Origin of the sequence: Saccharopolyspora erythraea NRRL 2338 (genome assembly GCF_000062885.1) — a bacterium.
Lineage (GTDB): Bacteria > Actinomycetota > Actinomycetes > Mycobacteriales > Pseudonocardiaceae > Saccharopolyspora_D > Saccharopolyspora_D erythraea.
Genome location: NC_009142.1, coordinates 5,891,933 through 5,906,043 on the forward strand (window position 1 = coordinate 5,891,933; position 14,111 = coordinate 5,906,043).

The 14,111-nt window shown below is 71.5% G+C and carries 16 protein-coding genes and 1 pseudogene; 4 read left to right on the forward strand and 13 right to left on the reverse strand.

Annotated elements, in window-relative coordinates:
* Nucleotides 1-143 precede the first annotated feature (143 nt).
* Genes SACE_RS25415 through SACE_RS25425 form a run of 3 tightly spaced genes read right to left on the reverse strand, consistent with a single transcriptional unit; the run spans nucleotide 144 to nucleotide 2,282 of the window.
* Nucleotides 144-494: an Lrp/AsnC family transcriptional regulator gene (locus SACE_RS25415; RefSeq protein ID WP_011874658.1), complete on the reverse strand. Its 351-nt coding sequence runs from the start codon at nucleotides 492-494 to the stop codon at nucleotides 144-146.
* A 16-nt stretch (nucleotides 495-510) separates the two neighbouring features.
* Nucleotides 511-1,020 (reverse strand): arginine repressor, encoded by a 510-nt coding sequence (locus SACE_RS25420; protein WP_009951364.1) that lies wholly within the window; start codon nucleotides 1,018-1,020, stop codon nucleotides 511-513.
* Nucleotides 1,017-2,282 carry a hypothetical protein gene (locus SACE_RS25425; protein ID WP_009951362.1) on the reverse strand — a complete coding sequence of 422 codons (1,266 nt, stop codon included), beginning with the start codon at nucleotides 2,280-2,282 and terminating at the stop codon, nucleotides 1,017-1,019. Before SACE_RS25425 ends, SACE_RS25420 begins: the two co-directional genes overlap by 4 nt.
* 206 nt (nucleotides 2,283-2,488) lie before the next feature.
* Here SACE_RS25425 and SACE_RS38435 point away from each other — a divergent pair, with 206 nt between their 5' ends.
* Nucleotides 2,489-2,641, forward strand: coding sequence for a hypothetical protein (locus tag SACE_RS38435; protein WP_009951360.1), 153 nt, complete (start codon nucleotides 2,489-2,491; stop codon nucleotides 2,639-2,641).
* 34 nt (nucleotides 2,642-2,675) lie between these two features.
* On the opposite strand, the gene SACE_RS38915 is transcribed toward SACE_RS38435, so the two are convergent.
* Entirely contained in the window at nucleotides 2,676-3,482 is an 807-nt protein-coding gene (locus SACE_RS38915; RefSeq protein ID WP_231850088.1) for an RNA-guided endonuclease InsQ/TnpB family protein, read from the reverse strand.
* Nucleotides 3,395-3,898: a helix-turn-helix domain-containing protein gene (locus SACE_RS38920; RefSeq protein WP_197537713.1), complete on the reverse strand. Its 504-nt coding sequence runs from the start codon at nucleotides 3,896-3,898 to the stop codon at nucleotides 3,395-3,397. Before SACE_RS38920 ends, SACE_RS38915 begins: the two co-directional genes overlap by 88 nt.
* Before the next feature lie 39 nt (nucleotides 3,899-3,937).
* Between SACE_RS38920 and SACE_RS25435 the strand changes: the two genes are divergently transcribed.
* From SACE_RS25435 to SACE_RS25445, 3 genes are read left to right on the forward strand one after another with little or no spacing between them, the layout of a single operon-like run.
* Complete coding sequence (locus SACE_RS25435) at nucleotides 3,938-4,153, forward strand: helix-turn-helix transcriptional regulator (RefSeq protein ID WP_143538340.1); 216 nt, start codon at nucleotides 3,938-3,940, stop codon at nucleotides 4,151-4,153.
* A gap of 25 nt (nucleotides 4,154-4,178) precedes the next feature.
* A complete protein-coding gene (locus SACE_RS25440; RefSeq protein WP_009951184.1) occupies nucleotides 4,179-5,336 on the forward strand; it encodes a glycoside hydrolase 5 family protein in 1,158 nt (385 codons plus the stop codon).
* Between the two features lie 39 nt (nucleotides 5,337-5,375).
* Complete coding sequence (locus SACE_RS25445) at nucleotides 5,376-6,011, forward strand: GNAT family N-acetyltransferase (RefSeq protein ID WP_009951181.1); 636 nt, start codon at nucleotides 5,376-5,378, stop codon at nucleotides 6,009-6,011.
* A gap of 61 nt (nucleotides 6,012-6,072) precedes the next feature.
* Here SACE_RS25445 and SACE_RS25450 read toward each other — a convergent pair whose 3' ends face one another.
* The 8 genes and pseudogenes from SACE_RS25450 to infC all read right to left on the reverse strand — a co-directional run bounded on the left by SACE_RS25450 (nucleotide 6,073) and on the right by infC (nucleotide 13,915).
* On the reverse strand, nucleotides 6,073-6,819 hold the full coding sequence (locus tag SACE_RS25450; RefSeq protein WP_009951180.1) for a gamma-glutamylcyclotransferase family protein: 747 nt from the start codon (nucleotides 6,817-6,819) through the stop codon (nucleotides 6,073-6,075).
* 69 nt (nucleotides 6,820-6,888) lie between these two features.
* A pseudogene (locus tag SACE_RS25455) lies at nucleotides 6,889-7,605 on the reverse strand (S1 family peptidase).
* Nucleotides 7,606-7,882: 277 nt separating this feature from the next.
* Nucleotides 7,883-10,375, reverse strand: a complete 2,493-nt coding sequence (pheT, locus tag SACE_RS25465; RefSeq protein WP_009951177.1) for a phenylalanine--tRNA ligase subunit beta — start codon at nucleotides 10,373-10,375, stop codon at nucleotides 7,883-7,885.
* 36 nt (nucleotides 10,376-10,411) lie between these two features.
* Nucleotides 10,412-11,479, reverse strand: coding sequence for a phenylalanine--tRNA ligase subunit alpha (pheS, locus tag SACE_RS25470; RefSeq protein ID WP_009951176.1), 1,068 nt, complete (start codon nucleotides 11,477-11,479; stop codon nucleotides 10,412-10,414).
* A 251-nt stretch (nucleotides 11,480-11,730) separates the two neighbouring features.
* Nucleotides 11,731-12,585, reverse strand: coding sequence for a TrmH family RNA methyltransferase (locus tag SACE_RS25475; RefSeq protein ID WP_081468427.1), 855 nt, complete (start codon nucleotides 12,583-12,585; stop codon nucleotides 11,731-11,733).
* Nucleotides 12,585-12,953 (reverse strand): 50S ribosomal protein L20, encoded by a 369-nt coding sequence (gene rplT, locus SACE_RS25480; RefSeq protein ID WP_009951173.1) that lies wholly within the window; start codon nucleotides 12,951-12,953, stop codon nucleotides 12,585-12,587. Before rplT ends, SACE_RS25475 begins: the two co-directional genes overlap by 1 nt.
* A 108-nt stretch (nucleotides 12,954-13,061) precedes the next feature.
* Entirely contained in the window at nucleotides 13,062-13,256 is a 195-nt protein-coding gene (rpmI, locus tag SACE_RS25485; protein ID WP_009951172.1) for a 50S ribosomal protein L35, read from the reverse strand.
* Nucleotides 13,257-13,372: 116 nt separating this feature from the next.
* Complete coding sequence (gene infC, locus SACE_RS25490) at nucleotides 13,373-13,915, reverse strand: translation initiation factor IF-3 (protein ID WP_081468426.1); 543 nt, start codon at nucleotides 13,913-13,915, stop codon at nucleotides 13,373-13,375.
* Nucleotides 13,916-14,111 lie beyond the last annotated feature (196 nt).

Below are 14,111 nucleotides of genomic sequence, written 5' to 3' on the forward strand. Positions count from 1 at the left end.
CGCCTATGCAACATCAATCAAACCGAGTGGGGGTGCCGGTGCAGAAGATCACCGGTTTGCCAGGCACACCTCTCGGCGACCGCCGTCCGGACCCCAACGTAGCCGTTGGAGCGCCATGCCGGGCGCGTCCGGCATGGCGATTGTCAGAGGGGCAGGGGCCGGTTCTCGACGACGCTCTTCGTGACGAGGGTGGAGCTGAGGCGCTGGACTCCGGGGAGGGTGGAGAGGCGCTCGTCGTAGAGCTCCTGGAAGGCGGGCAGGTCCCGCGTGATGACGCGGAGCAGGCAGTCGGGGTCGCCGAAGAGCCGTTGGGCCTGCAGAACGTGGGGGACGCGGGCGACGGCCTGTACGACCGAGTCGAGGGTCTCGCGGTCCGCGCTGCGCATGGTGACGAAGACGAGAGCCTCGAAGTTGAGGCCGAGAGCGTCGGCCGGGTCGACGTCGCGCTCGACGGGCCTGACGCGGCGGGCACCGCACTCGCCTCCGGGATCCACGCGGAGCGCGGATGCCCTATGGGCCACTTGAAGCCCCATCGGGGGCTTCAAGACCGGAGGCCATGGCGGTGAAGCGTTCGGCCAGGTCAAGCCCGGTCAACGGCTCCCGAGCGATGACCATCACCGTGTCATCACCCGCGATCGAACCCACGACCTCCAACAACGCCGAACGGTCGATCGCACTCGCCAAGAACTGCGCAGCCCCCGGCGGAGTCCGCAACACCGTCAGGTTGCCGGAACCGTCGGCACTGACCAGCAACTCACCGAGAAGCCGGCTCAACCGCGACGTCCCGCCCTGCACCCCACGCACCGGACTCCCGTCCTCCGGAATGACATACACCGCGGCACCGCCGTCCGGGCCGCGCAGCTTCACCGCACCCAACTCGTCGAGATCCCGCGACAACGTCGCCTGCGTCACCTCGATCCCGTCGCCGGCCAGCAGCCTGGCCAGCTCCGTCTGGCTGCGCACGCCCATGGACGACACCAGCTCCACGATGCGGGCCTGCCGCGCCACCCTCGTCGTCACGGTCGTCGCTCCTCCACCGCCGCCTCGCCGGCTTCGACGAGCGCCGCGGCGCGCAGCGCCAGCAGCAGGGGCAGCGATCCGACGTCGCGGATCTTGTCCGGGAGGCTGTCCGCGGCCAGGACCCCGGTGCCCGCCCGCAGCTCCTCACCCAGCGCGGCGAGGTCGATCCCGACCGCGTCCACGCCCTCGCTGTACAGCAGCTCCGCGCCCTTGGCCCGGGTGCCGCGGACCTCGGCGCTGGAGACCGACAGCCTGGTCACCCCGAAGAACTCCGGTTTCGCGCCGCGCTCCATCCAGCGCGCGAATCCGGTCAGCTCGGTGCCGGCGAGCGCTTCGGCGGGCAGGCCGGTCTCCTCCCGCAGCTCGCGCTCCATGCCCGCCCGCAGGGAGTCGCGCAGCGCCCCGTGGACCGCCCCGCCAGGGCCCTTGAGGTCGCGGGGTTCCAGCGACCCGCTGCCCGAGGGCGCCAGCAGCATCGGGCTGGCGGCGTTGCGGTCGGACTGCAGCACCAGCAGCACGTGGCCGTCGGTGGTCAGCGCCAGGGTGGAGATCCCGACGACGTCGGCGAGCTCGCCGGCGGCCAGCGTGCGCAGCCTGCCCGAGGCGTCGGTCAGCAGCCGGGTGCGCGGGTCGAACTCCTCGCCGGTGTCGCGCCTGGTGATGCGCATCGAGCACAGCTCGTTGGAGCACTGGACGTCGAAGAACCTGGCGCGGTGCAGGCGGATCGGCGTCGGCGCGCCGCCGGCGCCGGGCAGCGGGTCGGTGCGCATGCCCACCACCGCGCCGTTGAACAGCAGCCTGCCGCGGGCCCGTATCGGCAGCACGTGCGGTGCGGTCGCGCGCAGGAGCGGTGGCAGCGCGTAGGGCTGCTCGTCGACCACCGCGGTGAACGAACGCTCGCGCAGTGCCCGGTCGATCTCGTCGCTGACCAGCGCGGTGCCGCGGTTGGCGAAGTGAAGGTACTGGGATGCCGGGTAGGCCGCGGGCGCGGGGATCCGCTGGTGCGGGAAGGGCGAGGCGATCGAGGAGAACTCGTAGGCCGACCACCGGCCGCGGAGCTGGCGCAGGTCGCGCACGAAGGTGACGATGCCGAGCACCAGGGCGAGCAGCGACAGCACGATCCCGACCGCGCTGGGCAGGATGGTGATCGCGCCGAGCAGCACGCCGAGCGCCGAGACGAGCACCGGCCACTCGCGGGCGGCGAGGAACCACGTGTAGTCGGCCCGGGACCTCGCCCGCCGGATCAGCTTGCGCAACCCCACCGCCCCCAAGATCGTTCTCGAACCTCGCCAAGAGTACGGCAGCGGCGCGTTCCGGCGACCCCTTCCGGGCGATCTCCGACCGGGGGACCAGCGGGCTGAATCGACCGCCCGGCGCACTCGCGTCGCCGGTCATGCGCCGATCGGGCGCTGGTCGGCGTCGCAGGTCTGGACCACCATCACCGACAGCCACGAGACGGGGAGGCCGCATGCGCATCAACCGACGCACGTTGTTCGCAGCGGCGGCGACCGCGAGCACGCTCGCCTGGGCGCCGGCGACCGCGAACGCCGCGGGCGCGAGCCGCCGGGGCGTGCGGCTCGGCGTGAACTACACGCCGTCGACGCGCTGGTTCCACATTTGACATCCTCCCTCGCCTGAAGGCGTGGGATTCCAACTCACCGCGAGGCGAGTTGAGGTTCACGGACAGGTGAACGACCAGGGGTCGTTGTTGTCCCTCCGGCATGTCCTGCCGCGACGTTGATCGAGGCGTTCAGGTCAGCGTTGCAGGTGAAACCGCAGGACACGCAGACGAACTCAGCTTGGCTCTTGCGTGAGTTCTTCTCGATCCATCCGCAGTCGCTGCAACGCAGACTGGTGTAGGGCGCCGGGACGTCTTCGACCCGGCCTGGTGCTTTGTGTTCGGCGCGGGATCGCAGCATGCCCCAGCCCTGCGCAAGGATGCTGCGGTTCAGACCGGCCTTGGCACGGACGTTGCGGCCGGGCTCAGCCACGGTTCCGCGCGCGGTGCGGGTCATGTTGCGGATGTTGAGTTTTTCGAACCGGATGACATCGAATTCGCTGGCCAGCATGGTGCTGGTCTTCTCCGCCCAGTCTTTGCGCCGGTTCGCTTCCCGCGCTCTGAGCTGGGCGACCTTGGCGTACTCGGCTTGCTTGGCGGGGCTGTTCTTGGCTGCGCGGGCGGCACGGCGCTGGTGTTTGCGAATCCGAGCGCGTTCCTTGGCGGTGAGCTGCGGGCAGTTCAGCACTCGACCGTCGGAAAGGTGCGCAGTGATCGTCAAGCCCCGGTCGATACCCACGGTCTCACCGTTGCCAGGTGCCTCGATCGGCTCGGGGATCACGGCGAACGCAACGTGCCACTGACCGTTGTGGCAGGTCACCCGAAACGTTTTCGCGTCCGGCGGTTGGCGGCGGGAGAGCCGGAACCGTACCCATCCGCAGCCTGGGCTTTGACTTGTGCCCAGTGTTTGTTGAGTTTCCGCACCACCACCGAGCGGGACATCACCTGCTTGCCCTTGCCGTTGAGCAGCGGTGTTCCGTCGTCTCGGCAGGCTGGTACCCGGTCGGTTCCGATCACTCGGAAGCCTTCGTGCTTGTGCTTCTTGCGCCAAGTCGGCTCACCGAAACCAGCGCTGAACCGAGCTTGCTTGGCGTAGGCGAAGTCCTTGAGCGCTTGCTGCTGCACATCCACGTTCCCAGCGCGCAACCACTCGCTGGCAGCGCGGGCTTCAGTGAGCTGCTTGCACTGCTCGGCAAACCCGGGAGCGGACCTGCGGCCCTTCTGCCAGTGCGAATGCTGCTCCACGGCGAGGTTCCATACGTACCTCGCGTGCGCGCAGTGCAACAGCATCTGCTGCTCCTGCACTGCGGTGGGGTACATGCGGAACCTTGCCATGATCACAATCTGTCATGCTTGACCATGACAGATTTGGAAGGGTTGATCTCCGCGCCGCAAGCCGCTGCGCTGCTCGGAGTCACCCGCGCGACGCTGTACCGCTACGCCAGCACCTACGACGACTTCCCGGAGCCGGTGAAGATCGGCCGCACCGTCCTCTACCAACCCAACGAGCTGACAGCGTGGAGACACGATCACCCGGCCATCCAAAAACGCCCGGTCGATTCACCCCCGCCCTAACAGACGGGCACCCTCGACCGACAACATGTGGGAGGACTTCCGCGCCGACGACCTGCGCCGCGACCTCGACGACATCGCCGCGGTGGGCCACCACATCCGGCTGCTCCTGCTGTGGTCGGCGTTCCAGCCGGAGCCGGACCTGGTCAGCGGCCACCAGCTCGACCTGCTGGCGCGGTTCCTCGACCTGGCCGACAACGCCGGCCTCGACGTCGAGGTGACGGTCTTCAACGGCCACATCTCGGCGCGCTACTGGACACCGAACTGGTTGCAGACCGAGCCCACGCCGGCCAACTGGTTCACCGACCCGGCCGCCATCGCGGCCCAGCAGCGGCTGCTGCACGCGCTCGCCGAGCGGATCGGCGGGCACCGCCGGTTCCTCGGGTTCGACCTGTCCAACGAGGTCTACTACTACTGGGACAACTACGCGGGCCTGGAGGTCTCCCCCGCCGAGGCCGACGCGTGGCTCGACGCGCTGTCGCGGGTGAGCCAGCAGGTCGCTCCCGGCCGGATCAACACCAAGGGCTGCGACTCCGCGCCGTGGGACGCCCGCGGCACCCGGCTGTTCGGCCGCCACGCGCTGGCGTCGGCGGGCTCGGTCACCTCGATCCACCCGTGGACCTCGTTCAAGGGCGTGCTCAAGACCGATCCGCTGGGGCCGCCGGCCACCCACAACGCCGAGCGGCTGGTGCAGGTAATGCAGTCCTACAGCCCGGTGGTCGACCGCCCGGTGTGGGTGGAGGAGGACGGCGCCGCGCCGTCGATCCACTTCAGCGACCAGACACGGCCGCTGCTCGGCGAGTGGATCAGGCGGTCGGTGCGCAACGTCGCGAGCTGCGACCACGTCTTCGGCTTCACCTGGTGGTCCTCCCACGACGTCTCCGAGGCGCTGGTGCCCGCGCTCAACCCGCTGGAGTACGACCTGGGGCTCTACACCAACGACCGCCGCCTGAAGCCGGCCGGGGCGGCCCTGCGGGAGCTGGCCGCCGAGTTCGACCGCAACCCACCTGCGGTGCAGCCGCGGCGCACCGGCATCATCGTCGCCGATGACGATCCGGGACAGGGCACCGACCTCTTCTTCGAGATGGCCGCGGACGGTGCGCGGGCCGCGTTCGTCCTCGCCGGCCGCGCCGGCGACGAGGAGCACCTGCGGCAGCGCGGGATCACCGAGCTCGTGCGCCCCTGATGTCGCGGGCCCCGGGGGCGGGTTGGTTCAATGTCGATCATGAACGCGATGCTGGCCGGGCGCAGGGTTCGGCTGCGCCGCGTCCAGCACGCGGACCGGCCGACCCTGATCCGCTTCGACCGGGACGCCGCGCGGTACCCCTCGGTGGACGGCTACCGGCACTGGGCGGCGCACCGGGCGAACCCGACCGCCGCCGGTGACGAGCCGCGGCTGGCGATCGAGACGCGCGACGGCGGCGTGCTGGTCGGCTCGGTGTGCGCGACGCGGATCGCGCCGGGCTCGGACCGGTTCGGCTACGGCGTGGGCATCGGACCGCGCCACCGGCGCCACGGCTACGCCGAGGACGCCATCGGCGTGCTGCTGGACTTCATGTTCAACCAGCTCGGATACCGGCGCTGCGAGGTCGGCATATACGGCTGCAACCACGCCTCGCTCGCCCTGCACCGCAAGCTCGGGTTCCGCGAGGACGGGCGGCTGCGCGACCCGGAGTACCTGTGCGGGCAGGCCAAGTACCTGGTGCTCATGGGCATCACCGCCGACGAGTTCGCCGAGCGCTTCGCCTACTCGCGGCTTTCCTACCCCGGCTCACCGCAGGGCCCGGGCGCCCCTGCTGGGCCGGCGCTGTCGACCCACCTGGCCGGGCCGGGTGGGTCGAGCGGACCCGTCGCCGGGTAGGCGCGGCCGAACCGGACATACATCAGTCGAAGATCCCGGAGAGAGAAGGCGGCTGAGGGTCCTAGCCGTACAGCTCCGCCAGCGTCGGCCCGCTCGGTTCGCCCTCGATCTCGGCGACGAGGAGCCCGTCGGAGGCGGCCTGCTCCCCGACCAGGCGCACCGCGTCGTCCTGGCCGACGTCGGCGCAGCGCACCAGGTGGCCGTCGACCACCAGCGGCGAGCGGTTCAGGTGGATCGGGACGTCCGGGCGCAGGGCCTCCGGACGCGCGGTGTAGGCGAGCACGGACTCCAGCACGCGGCCGTCGTCGAGCCGCACCGGCGCGTGCACCTCGCAGAGCCGGTAGCGCTGGCCGCGTCCCTCGCACTCGTCGAGGACCGCCCGCTGGTCCGGGGTCACCAGCCACACCGCGTGCCGTTCGATCACGCCGGGCATCCCGGCCAGCACCGCGGGCCGCTGGCCGTCGCGGGCCCGCACCCCCGCCGACCACACCGCGACGATCCCGTGGCACCGCGCGCCGATCACCACCACCGGTCCGCGCAGGCCGAGCCGGTCGCGCAGCCAGCTGATCTTCGACGGGTTGACGTTGGAGCCGTAGGCCAGCACCGGCAGCCGCTCGCCGAGCGGCGCGACACCGTGCTCGGCCAGCTCCTCGTCGAGGTCCCTGCCCTCGATCGTCCACCTCGACGGGACGTCCTCGGAGGGCTCGACGTGGTAGCCGGAACCTCCGACTTGGACGAAGGAGCCGTCGGGCCGCGTGCCGGGGTAGGGGTCGGCCGGGTAGTCGTCGTCGATGAAGTCGGGGGGCATCCGCACCGATCTTTCCCCTCCCGGACCGCACCGGCAACCTCGGCGGGGCACCGCCCGCCGCCGGTCCGGTCAGACTCCGGCGACCGAGCGGATCCAGTCGCGGAAGGCGCCGACGTGGGTGTACTGGCAGGTCTTGCCGGTGCCGGTGGACAGCACTCCGACCTGGGTGCCGTTCTCGGCGAACATCGGCCCGCCCGAGTCGCCGACGGCGCAGACGCCGTTGATGCCGGTGCCGTCGACAGCCGTCCCGCCGTAGGCGTCCCGCGCCGCGATGTCGTCGACCCGCAGCTTCGCGTTCTTCAGTAACGGCGACTGCTCCTCCTGCTCGGTCTGGCCCCAGCCGTGGATGGTCACCTCGTCGCCTTCGGCGACGTCGTCGAGCGTGCCGAGCCGCACCGCCTCGGCCTGCACCGGCCTGCTCAGCCTCAGCAGGGCGAGGTCCGCGCCGTCGTGGATCCGCACCCCGCCGGCCGCGACGTCGACGTAGTCCCCCTTGGCGTGCTAGACGTCGCCGATCCGGAAGCCCCACCGGTGCTGCTCCTGGACGCAGTGCCGCGCGGTGAGGATCCACTCCGGGGAGATCACCGACGCCGTGCAGTAGCCGTCCTCGCCGTCCTGGTACAGCCGGGCCGCCCACGGGGCGGACTCGGTGAAATCGCCGTCGACGATCATCGGTGCGGCGGCCGACGCCGTGGGCGCGGGCGGCAACCCCGAACCCAGCAGCGACACCGACCCCAGCAGCAACCCGGCACCCGCCAGCAACCCCAACGCACGACGCCCGCTCATCGGTCTCCTTCCGCAGCGGCGATCTCCTGCGGCAGAACCTATGGGGCGGGCGAACCGGGCAGCACCGGCGAAAGTGGGCGCGGGCCAACGACTTCTCGTCGCTTCCGGGCGAGCGGATCAGTACGAAGGTCGTGGCGGGACCGGCGGTACTCGGCGGCGCCCCGCTGAAGCCACCGGTTGCGGCATCTGGGTTTCGCGCGGCCTCCACCGATGCGCCACCGAAAAGCAGAAGGCCGCCCGCGCACGAGTCGTGCACGGGCGGCTTCCGCGATGCGGGTCAGGCGCGCAGCGTCGCGCCGAAGCGCTCCTCTGCCGCGGCGACCGCCGCGTCGCGAGCCTCGGTCGCCTCGTCCTGCTTGAGGGTGCGGTCCGGCGCGCGGAAGCGCAGGGCCATGGCCAGCGACTTCTTGCCCGACTCCAGCTGCTCGCCGGAGTAGACGTCGAACAGCCGGACGTCCTCCACCAGTTCTCCCGCGCCCTTGCGGACGGTGTCCACCAGCTCGGCCGACGGCACCGACGCGTCCACGACCAGCGCGATGTCCAGCAGCACCGGCGGGTACGCCGAGACCACCGGCGCGGGCCGGTCGTCGGTCAGCGGCAGCGCGTCGAGGTCCAGCTCCATCGCGCAGGTGCGCTTGGGCAGGCCCAACGCCTCGACGACCTTCGGGTGCAGCTCACCGGCGTGCCCGACGACGGTGTCACCGACCTTGAGCTCGGCGCAGCGACCCGGGTGCCACGGCGCGAGGTCGCCCGCGCTGATCGTCAGCTCCACGCCGGCCGCGGCGGCGACCCGGCGGGCGGCCTCGACGGCGTCGGCCCAGCTCACCTCGCGGCCCTTGCCCCACCAGCCGGCGTGTTCGCGCTGGCCGGCCAGCACCACGCCGACGTGCGTCGGCTGCGCGGGCAGCGAAGCGTGCAGCGCCTCGATCTCGGCGTCACTGGGACGCTGCGAGACGCCGACCCGCGGCACGGCGGGCTGCTCGGCGGCGGGCTGCACGACCTGTCCGACGTGGAACAGCGCGAGGTCGCGGCGACCGCGGGCGACGTTGCGCTTCAGGGCGTCGATCAGCCCGGTCAGCACCGTCGTGCTCAGCTCCGAGCGGTCGCTCTCCAGCGCGTTGAGCAGCGAGAGCGTCCGCCTGCGCGGGTCGTCGGCACCGATGCCCAGCCCGTCGAGGACCTCGGGTCCGGTGAACGGGAACGGCAGCACCTCGACGTAGCCCTCGTGGGCCAGCGTCCGCGACACCGCGCGGTGCCTGCGCTGCGCCGGGGTCAGGCCGCGGCCGGGCGGCGCGGCGGGCAGCACCGACGGGATCGTGTGGTAGCCCTCCAGCCGCAGCACTTCCTCGACCAGGTCGGCGGGCTGGGCCAGGTCCGGCCGCCAGCTCGGCGGGGTCGCGGTGACCAGGCCGACGCCCTCGTCGGAGGTGCTGACCTCGATGCGGCAGCCGATCTGGGTGAGCCGGCGCGCGGTGACGCCGCGCTCGTAGTTCACCCCGGCGATGCGGTCGGGCAGCGCCAGCGGCATCGTCACCGGCGCGGGCGCCTTCGGCTCGCCGACGTCGGTGCGGCCCTGGGCGATGGTGCCCTCGCCGTAGCGGACCAGCAGCTGCGCGGCCAGCTCGGTGGCCACCGGCGCGACGGCCGGGTCGACCGAGCGCTCGAAGCGCTTGCCCGCCTCGCTGGGCAGCTTGTGCCTGCGGATCATGCGGGCGATGCTGGCCGGATCCCAGTTCGCCGCCTCCAGCAGCACGTCGTGGGTCTCGGAGCCGATCTCGGTGCTGGCGCCGCCCATGACCCCGGCCAGCGACACCGGGCCGCTGTCGTCGCAGATCACGACGTCGTCGGGGTCGAGCTCGCGCTCGACGTCGTCGAGCGTGGTCAGCTTCTCGCCCGCCTTCGCGCGGCGCACGACGATGTCGCCGGCGAGCTTGGTGGCGTCCCAGGCGTGCAGCGGCTGGCCGAGCTCCAGCATCACGTAGTTGGTGATGTCCACCGCCAGCGAGATCGAGCGGATTCCCGCCAGCGCCAGCCTGCGCCGCATCCACCACGGCGTCGGCGCGGTCGGGTCCACCCCGGTGACCCGGCGGAACACGAACCTGCTGCACGCGCTCGGGTCGGCGATCTCCACCGACCGCGACGGCCGGTCGTCGGCGGGGACCGGCAGCGAGCCCGGGTCGCCGAAGGGCACCTCCAGCGCGTTGGACAGCTCGCGCGCCAGGCCGCGCACCGAGAAGCAGTAGCCGCGGTCGGGGGTGATCGCCAGCTCGATCACGGCGTCGTCGAGGCCGACCAGCTCGACCGCGTCGTCGCCGGGGTCGGCCGAGCCGGACGGCAGCACCAGGATGCCGTCGTGGTCCTCGCCGATGCCCAGCTCCTTGGCCGAGCAGATCATGCCGCGGCTCATCCGGCCGTAGGTCTTGCGCTCGGCGATCTCGAAGCCGCCGGGCAGCACGGTGCCGGGCAGCGCGACGACGACCAGGTCGCCCTCGCGGAAGTTGGTGGCGCCGCAGATGATCTCCTGCGTGCGCTTCTCGCCCGACTCGTCCTCGCCGACCTCGACCTGGCAATACCGGATCGGCTTCTTGAAGTCGGTGAGCTCCTCGATCTCGGCGACGCGGCCGACGACCAGCGGCCCGCGCACCGACGACAGGTGCGTGACCTCCTCCACCTCGAGCCCGATCCGCACGAACGCTTCGGCCAGCGCCTCCGCGGTCGTCTCCTCGGGCAGCTCCAGGTGTTCGGCCAACCAGGAAACCGGGATCCGCACTTGGTCAGGCCCTTCTCTCGTTGCAGTGCTGACAGGTCAGGAGTCGATGCCGAACGGCTGGGTGAACTGGACGTCACCCTCGACCATGTCCCGCATGTCCGGGATTCCGTTGCGGAACTGCAGGGTGCGTTCCAGGCCCATGCCGAAGGCGAACCCGGTGTGGGTCTCCGGGTCCACGCCGCAGGCGCGCAGCACGTTCGGGTTCACCATCCCGCAGCCGCCCCACTCGACCCAGCCGGGGCCGCCCTTCTTCTGCGGGAACCACACGTCGACCTCGCCGGAGGGCTCGGTGAACGGGAAGAACGACGGCCGCAGGCGGGTCTTGGACTCCGGCCCGAACATCACCCGGGCGAAGGCGTCCAGGGTGCCCTTCAGGTGCGCCATCGTCAGGCCCTTGTCCACCGCGAGGCCCTCGACCTGGTGGAACACCGGGGTGTGGGTGGAGTCGAGCTCGTCGGTGCGGAAGGTGCGGCCGGGGCAGACCACGTACACCGGCAGCTCGCGGTCGAGCAGCGCCCGCACCTGCGCCGGGGAGGTGTGGGTGCGCAGCACCAGCCCGGATTCCTTCGGGCCCACGTAGAAGGTGTCCTGCATGGTGCGCGCCGGGTGGTCCTTGCCGAAGTTCAACGCGTCGAAGTTGAACCACTCGGTCTCCAGCTCCGGGCCCTCGGCGACCTCCCACCCCATCGCGACGAAGGTGTCGGCGACGTGCTCGATGAGCTGGGTGATCGGGTGCCGGGCGCCGACGGGCACGCGGTCCCACGGCAGCGTCACGTCGACGGCTTCCTCGCGCAGCACCCGCTCGTCGCGCTCGGCCTGCAGCGCGGCGCGGCGCTCGTCGAAGGCGCCCTGGATGGCCTCCCGCGCCTCGTTGACGCGCTTGCCCGCGTCCGAGCGGGCCTTCGGCGGCAGTGCGCCGATCTCGCGCCGGGCGGTCAGCAGCGGCGAGCGCTCGCCGAGGTGCGCGGGCTTGGCCGCGGCCAGCTCGTCGAGGTCACCGGCCTTGTCGAAGGCCTCGCGGGCGTCGGCCACCGCGCGTTCCAGCGTCTCCGCGGAGAGCGCGGCGACCTGCTTCGGGTCGTACGGGTCGTTGGCTCCGGACATCGTTAGTGCGTGACTCCCGTGATCCGACAGGTCTCATTCCCCAGGCAGCACCCCGGGCTCACGAACGCGAACCTGCTCGTTGGCATGCGGACTCCTACCGCCGCTGGCCCCGCAAGTCTATGCGACCGTCCCAACGGGATTACGCGGAGATCCGCCTCCCGGCGGTACCGCCGCTGGTCGCGGGCGGTGCGCCGAGACCTCGGCAGGCGTCCGTCGGGTGGTTCGGCAGGCGGGGCGGCGGCGTCGGCCGGTCAGCTCGCGCGGTGCTGGGCGCGGGCCGAGGCGTACAGGCAGACGGCGGCGGCGGTCGCCAGGTTCAGGCTCTCGGCGCGGCCGTAGAGGGGCACCCGCAGGGTGCCGTCGAGCTGGGCGGTGACGTCGCCGGGCAGGCCGTGGGCCTCGCTGCCGAACACCCACGCCGTCGGTGCGGCCAGCGCACCGCCCAGGTCCGCGGAGTCCAGGTCGTCGGTGGCGTGGCCGTCGGCGCCGACCAGCCGCAGGCCCGCCTCGCGGCACGCGGCGAACACCGCGCTCACGTCGCGATCGCGGGCCACCGGCAGGTGGAACAGGCTGCCGGTGGAGGCGCGGACGGCCTTGCCGTTGAAGGCGTCCACGGTGTCCCCGGCGAACAGCACCGCGCCGGCTCCGGCCGCGTCGGCCACCCGCACGACGGTGCCCGCGTTGCCCGGGTCGGAGATCCCGACCAGCACCGCGACCAGCGCGGGACGCGCCGCGAGCGCGTCGGCGACCGCGGTGGCGGGCAGGTCGCAGACGGCCACGAGCCCCTGCGGGGTCACCGTCTCCGACAGCGAGGCCGCCGCGCGTTCGGTGACCAGGCGCACCGGGACCGAGGCGGCCCGCGCCGTGTCCAGGAGCTCGTCGTGGCGCGGGTCACCGGTGGCGAACACCTCGCGGACCGCGGTGGCGCCCTCGGCGTGGGCCGCCAGCGCCTCGCGCACGGCCTGGGCGCCCTCGGCGAGGAAGGCGCCGGCCTTCTCCCGGCCCGCGCGGCGGGTGAGCTTGCGAGCGACGACGACCCGGGAGGAACGCTCCGTCAGCGGAGCGTCCGTCCCGGGTCGTGAAGCCGAATGCGCGCCCTGGGCGATCAGGCCGCACCTTCCGGCAGGTTCTGGCGGGCGACGTCGACCAGCGCGGCGAAGGCCTGCGAGTCGTTGACGGCCAGCTCGGCCAGGATCTTGCGGTCGACCTCCACACCGGCGGCCTTGAGACCCTGCACGAAGCGGTTGTAGCTCATGCCGTTCTGCCGGGTCGCGGCGTTGATGCGGGTGATCCACAGCTTCCGGAAGTCGCCCTTGCGAGCCCTCCGGTCGCGGTAGGAGTAGGTCATCGAGTGGAGCATCTGCTCCTTGGCCTTGCGGTACAGGCGCGAGCGCTGACCACGGTAGCCCTTCGCCGACTCGAGAATCGTCCGGCGCTTCTTCTGGGCGTTCACTGCCCGCTTGACGCGTGCCACGGGGTCCGTCCTGTTGATCTCATCGGGGGCGGGGCGACCGCCCGGGCGTGGGACTGGGGTTCGAGCGGCGGGCCGGGAGCCCGCCGCCGAGCGCGGATGGGATCCGGCTCAGCGACCCAGCAGCTTGTTGATGCGCTTGACGTCGGCCTTGGCAACCGCTTCGGTGCCCTCGAGCCGGCGGGTGACGCGGCTGGACTTCTTCTCCAGGATGTGCCGACGACCGGCCTGCTCCCGGCGCAGCTTGCCGCTGCCCGTGACGCGGAACCGCTTGGCAGTGCCGCTGTGCGTCTTGTTCTTCGGCATCTTCGATCCTCAATTTCTTCGGGGGTTCGCATGGAAGCCGGGCAGGATCTGCTCGACCCTGCCCGGTCTCATGCGCGTTCCGTCGAACACGGCGGGCCGGTGCGCCCCGCCGCGGCTTACGACGCGTTCGCCTTGGGCTTGGTCTTGTTGGTCTTGTGCGGCGCCAGGACCATGATCATGTTCCGGCCGTCCTGCTTCGGGTTGGCCTCGATGAAGCCCAGTTCGGAAACGTCGTCGGCCAGCCTCTGCAGCAACCGGAAGCCCAGCTCGGGACGCGACTGCTCACGACCGCGGAACATGATCGTCACCTTCACCTTGTGACCCTGGCCGAGGAAGCGGGACACGTGGCCCTTCTTCGTCTCGTAGTCGTGCGGGTCGATCTTCGGCCGGAGCTTCTGCTCCTTGATGACGGTCTGCTGCTGGTTGCGGCGCGATTCGCGAGCCTTCTGCGCACTCTCGTACTTGAACTTGCCGTAGTCCATGAGCTTGCAGACCGGCGGGCGCGCCTGCGGGGCGACCTCGACAAGGTCCAGATCCGCTTCCTGCGCCAGCCGGAGCGCGTCCTCGATGCGGACGATGCCGACCTGTTCGCCGTTGGGTCCGACCAAGCGGACCTCGGGCACGCGGATGCGGTCGTTGATGCGCGTCTCGGAGCTGATGGGGCCTCCTCGGTTCGATGGCTTTCACTGCTGCACCGCGGCGCGTGAAGCTCGCCCCTCGAACCGGTATGGCGATACCGTTCGTTCCGCCGGGGCGCGTGCGCCACCGGCGGGACCAGGACCCGGAAGCCTGCAGAACGCGGCTACTCGGGTGGGAGCGGGGCTCCACTTTGCCGCCCCCGGCTGCGCGGGGGCT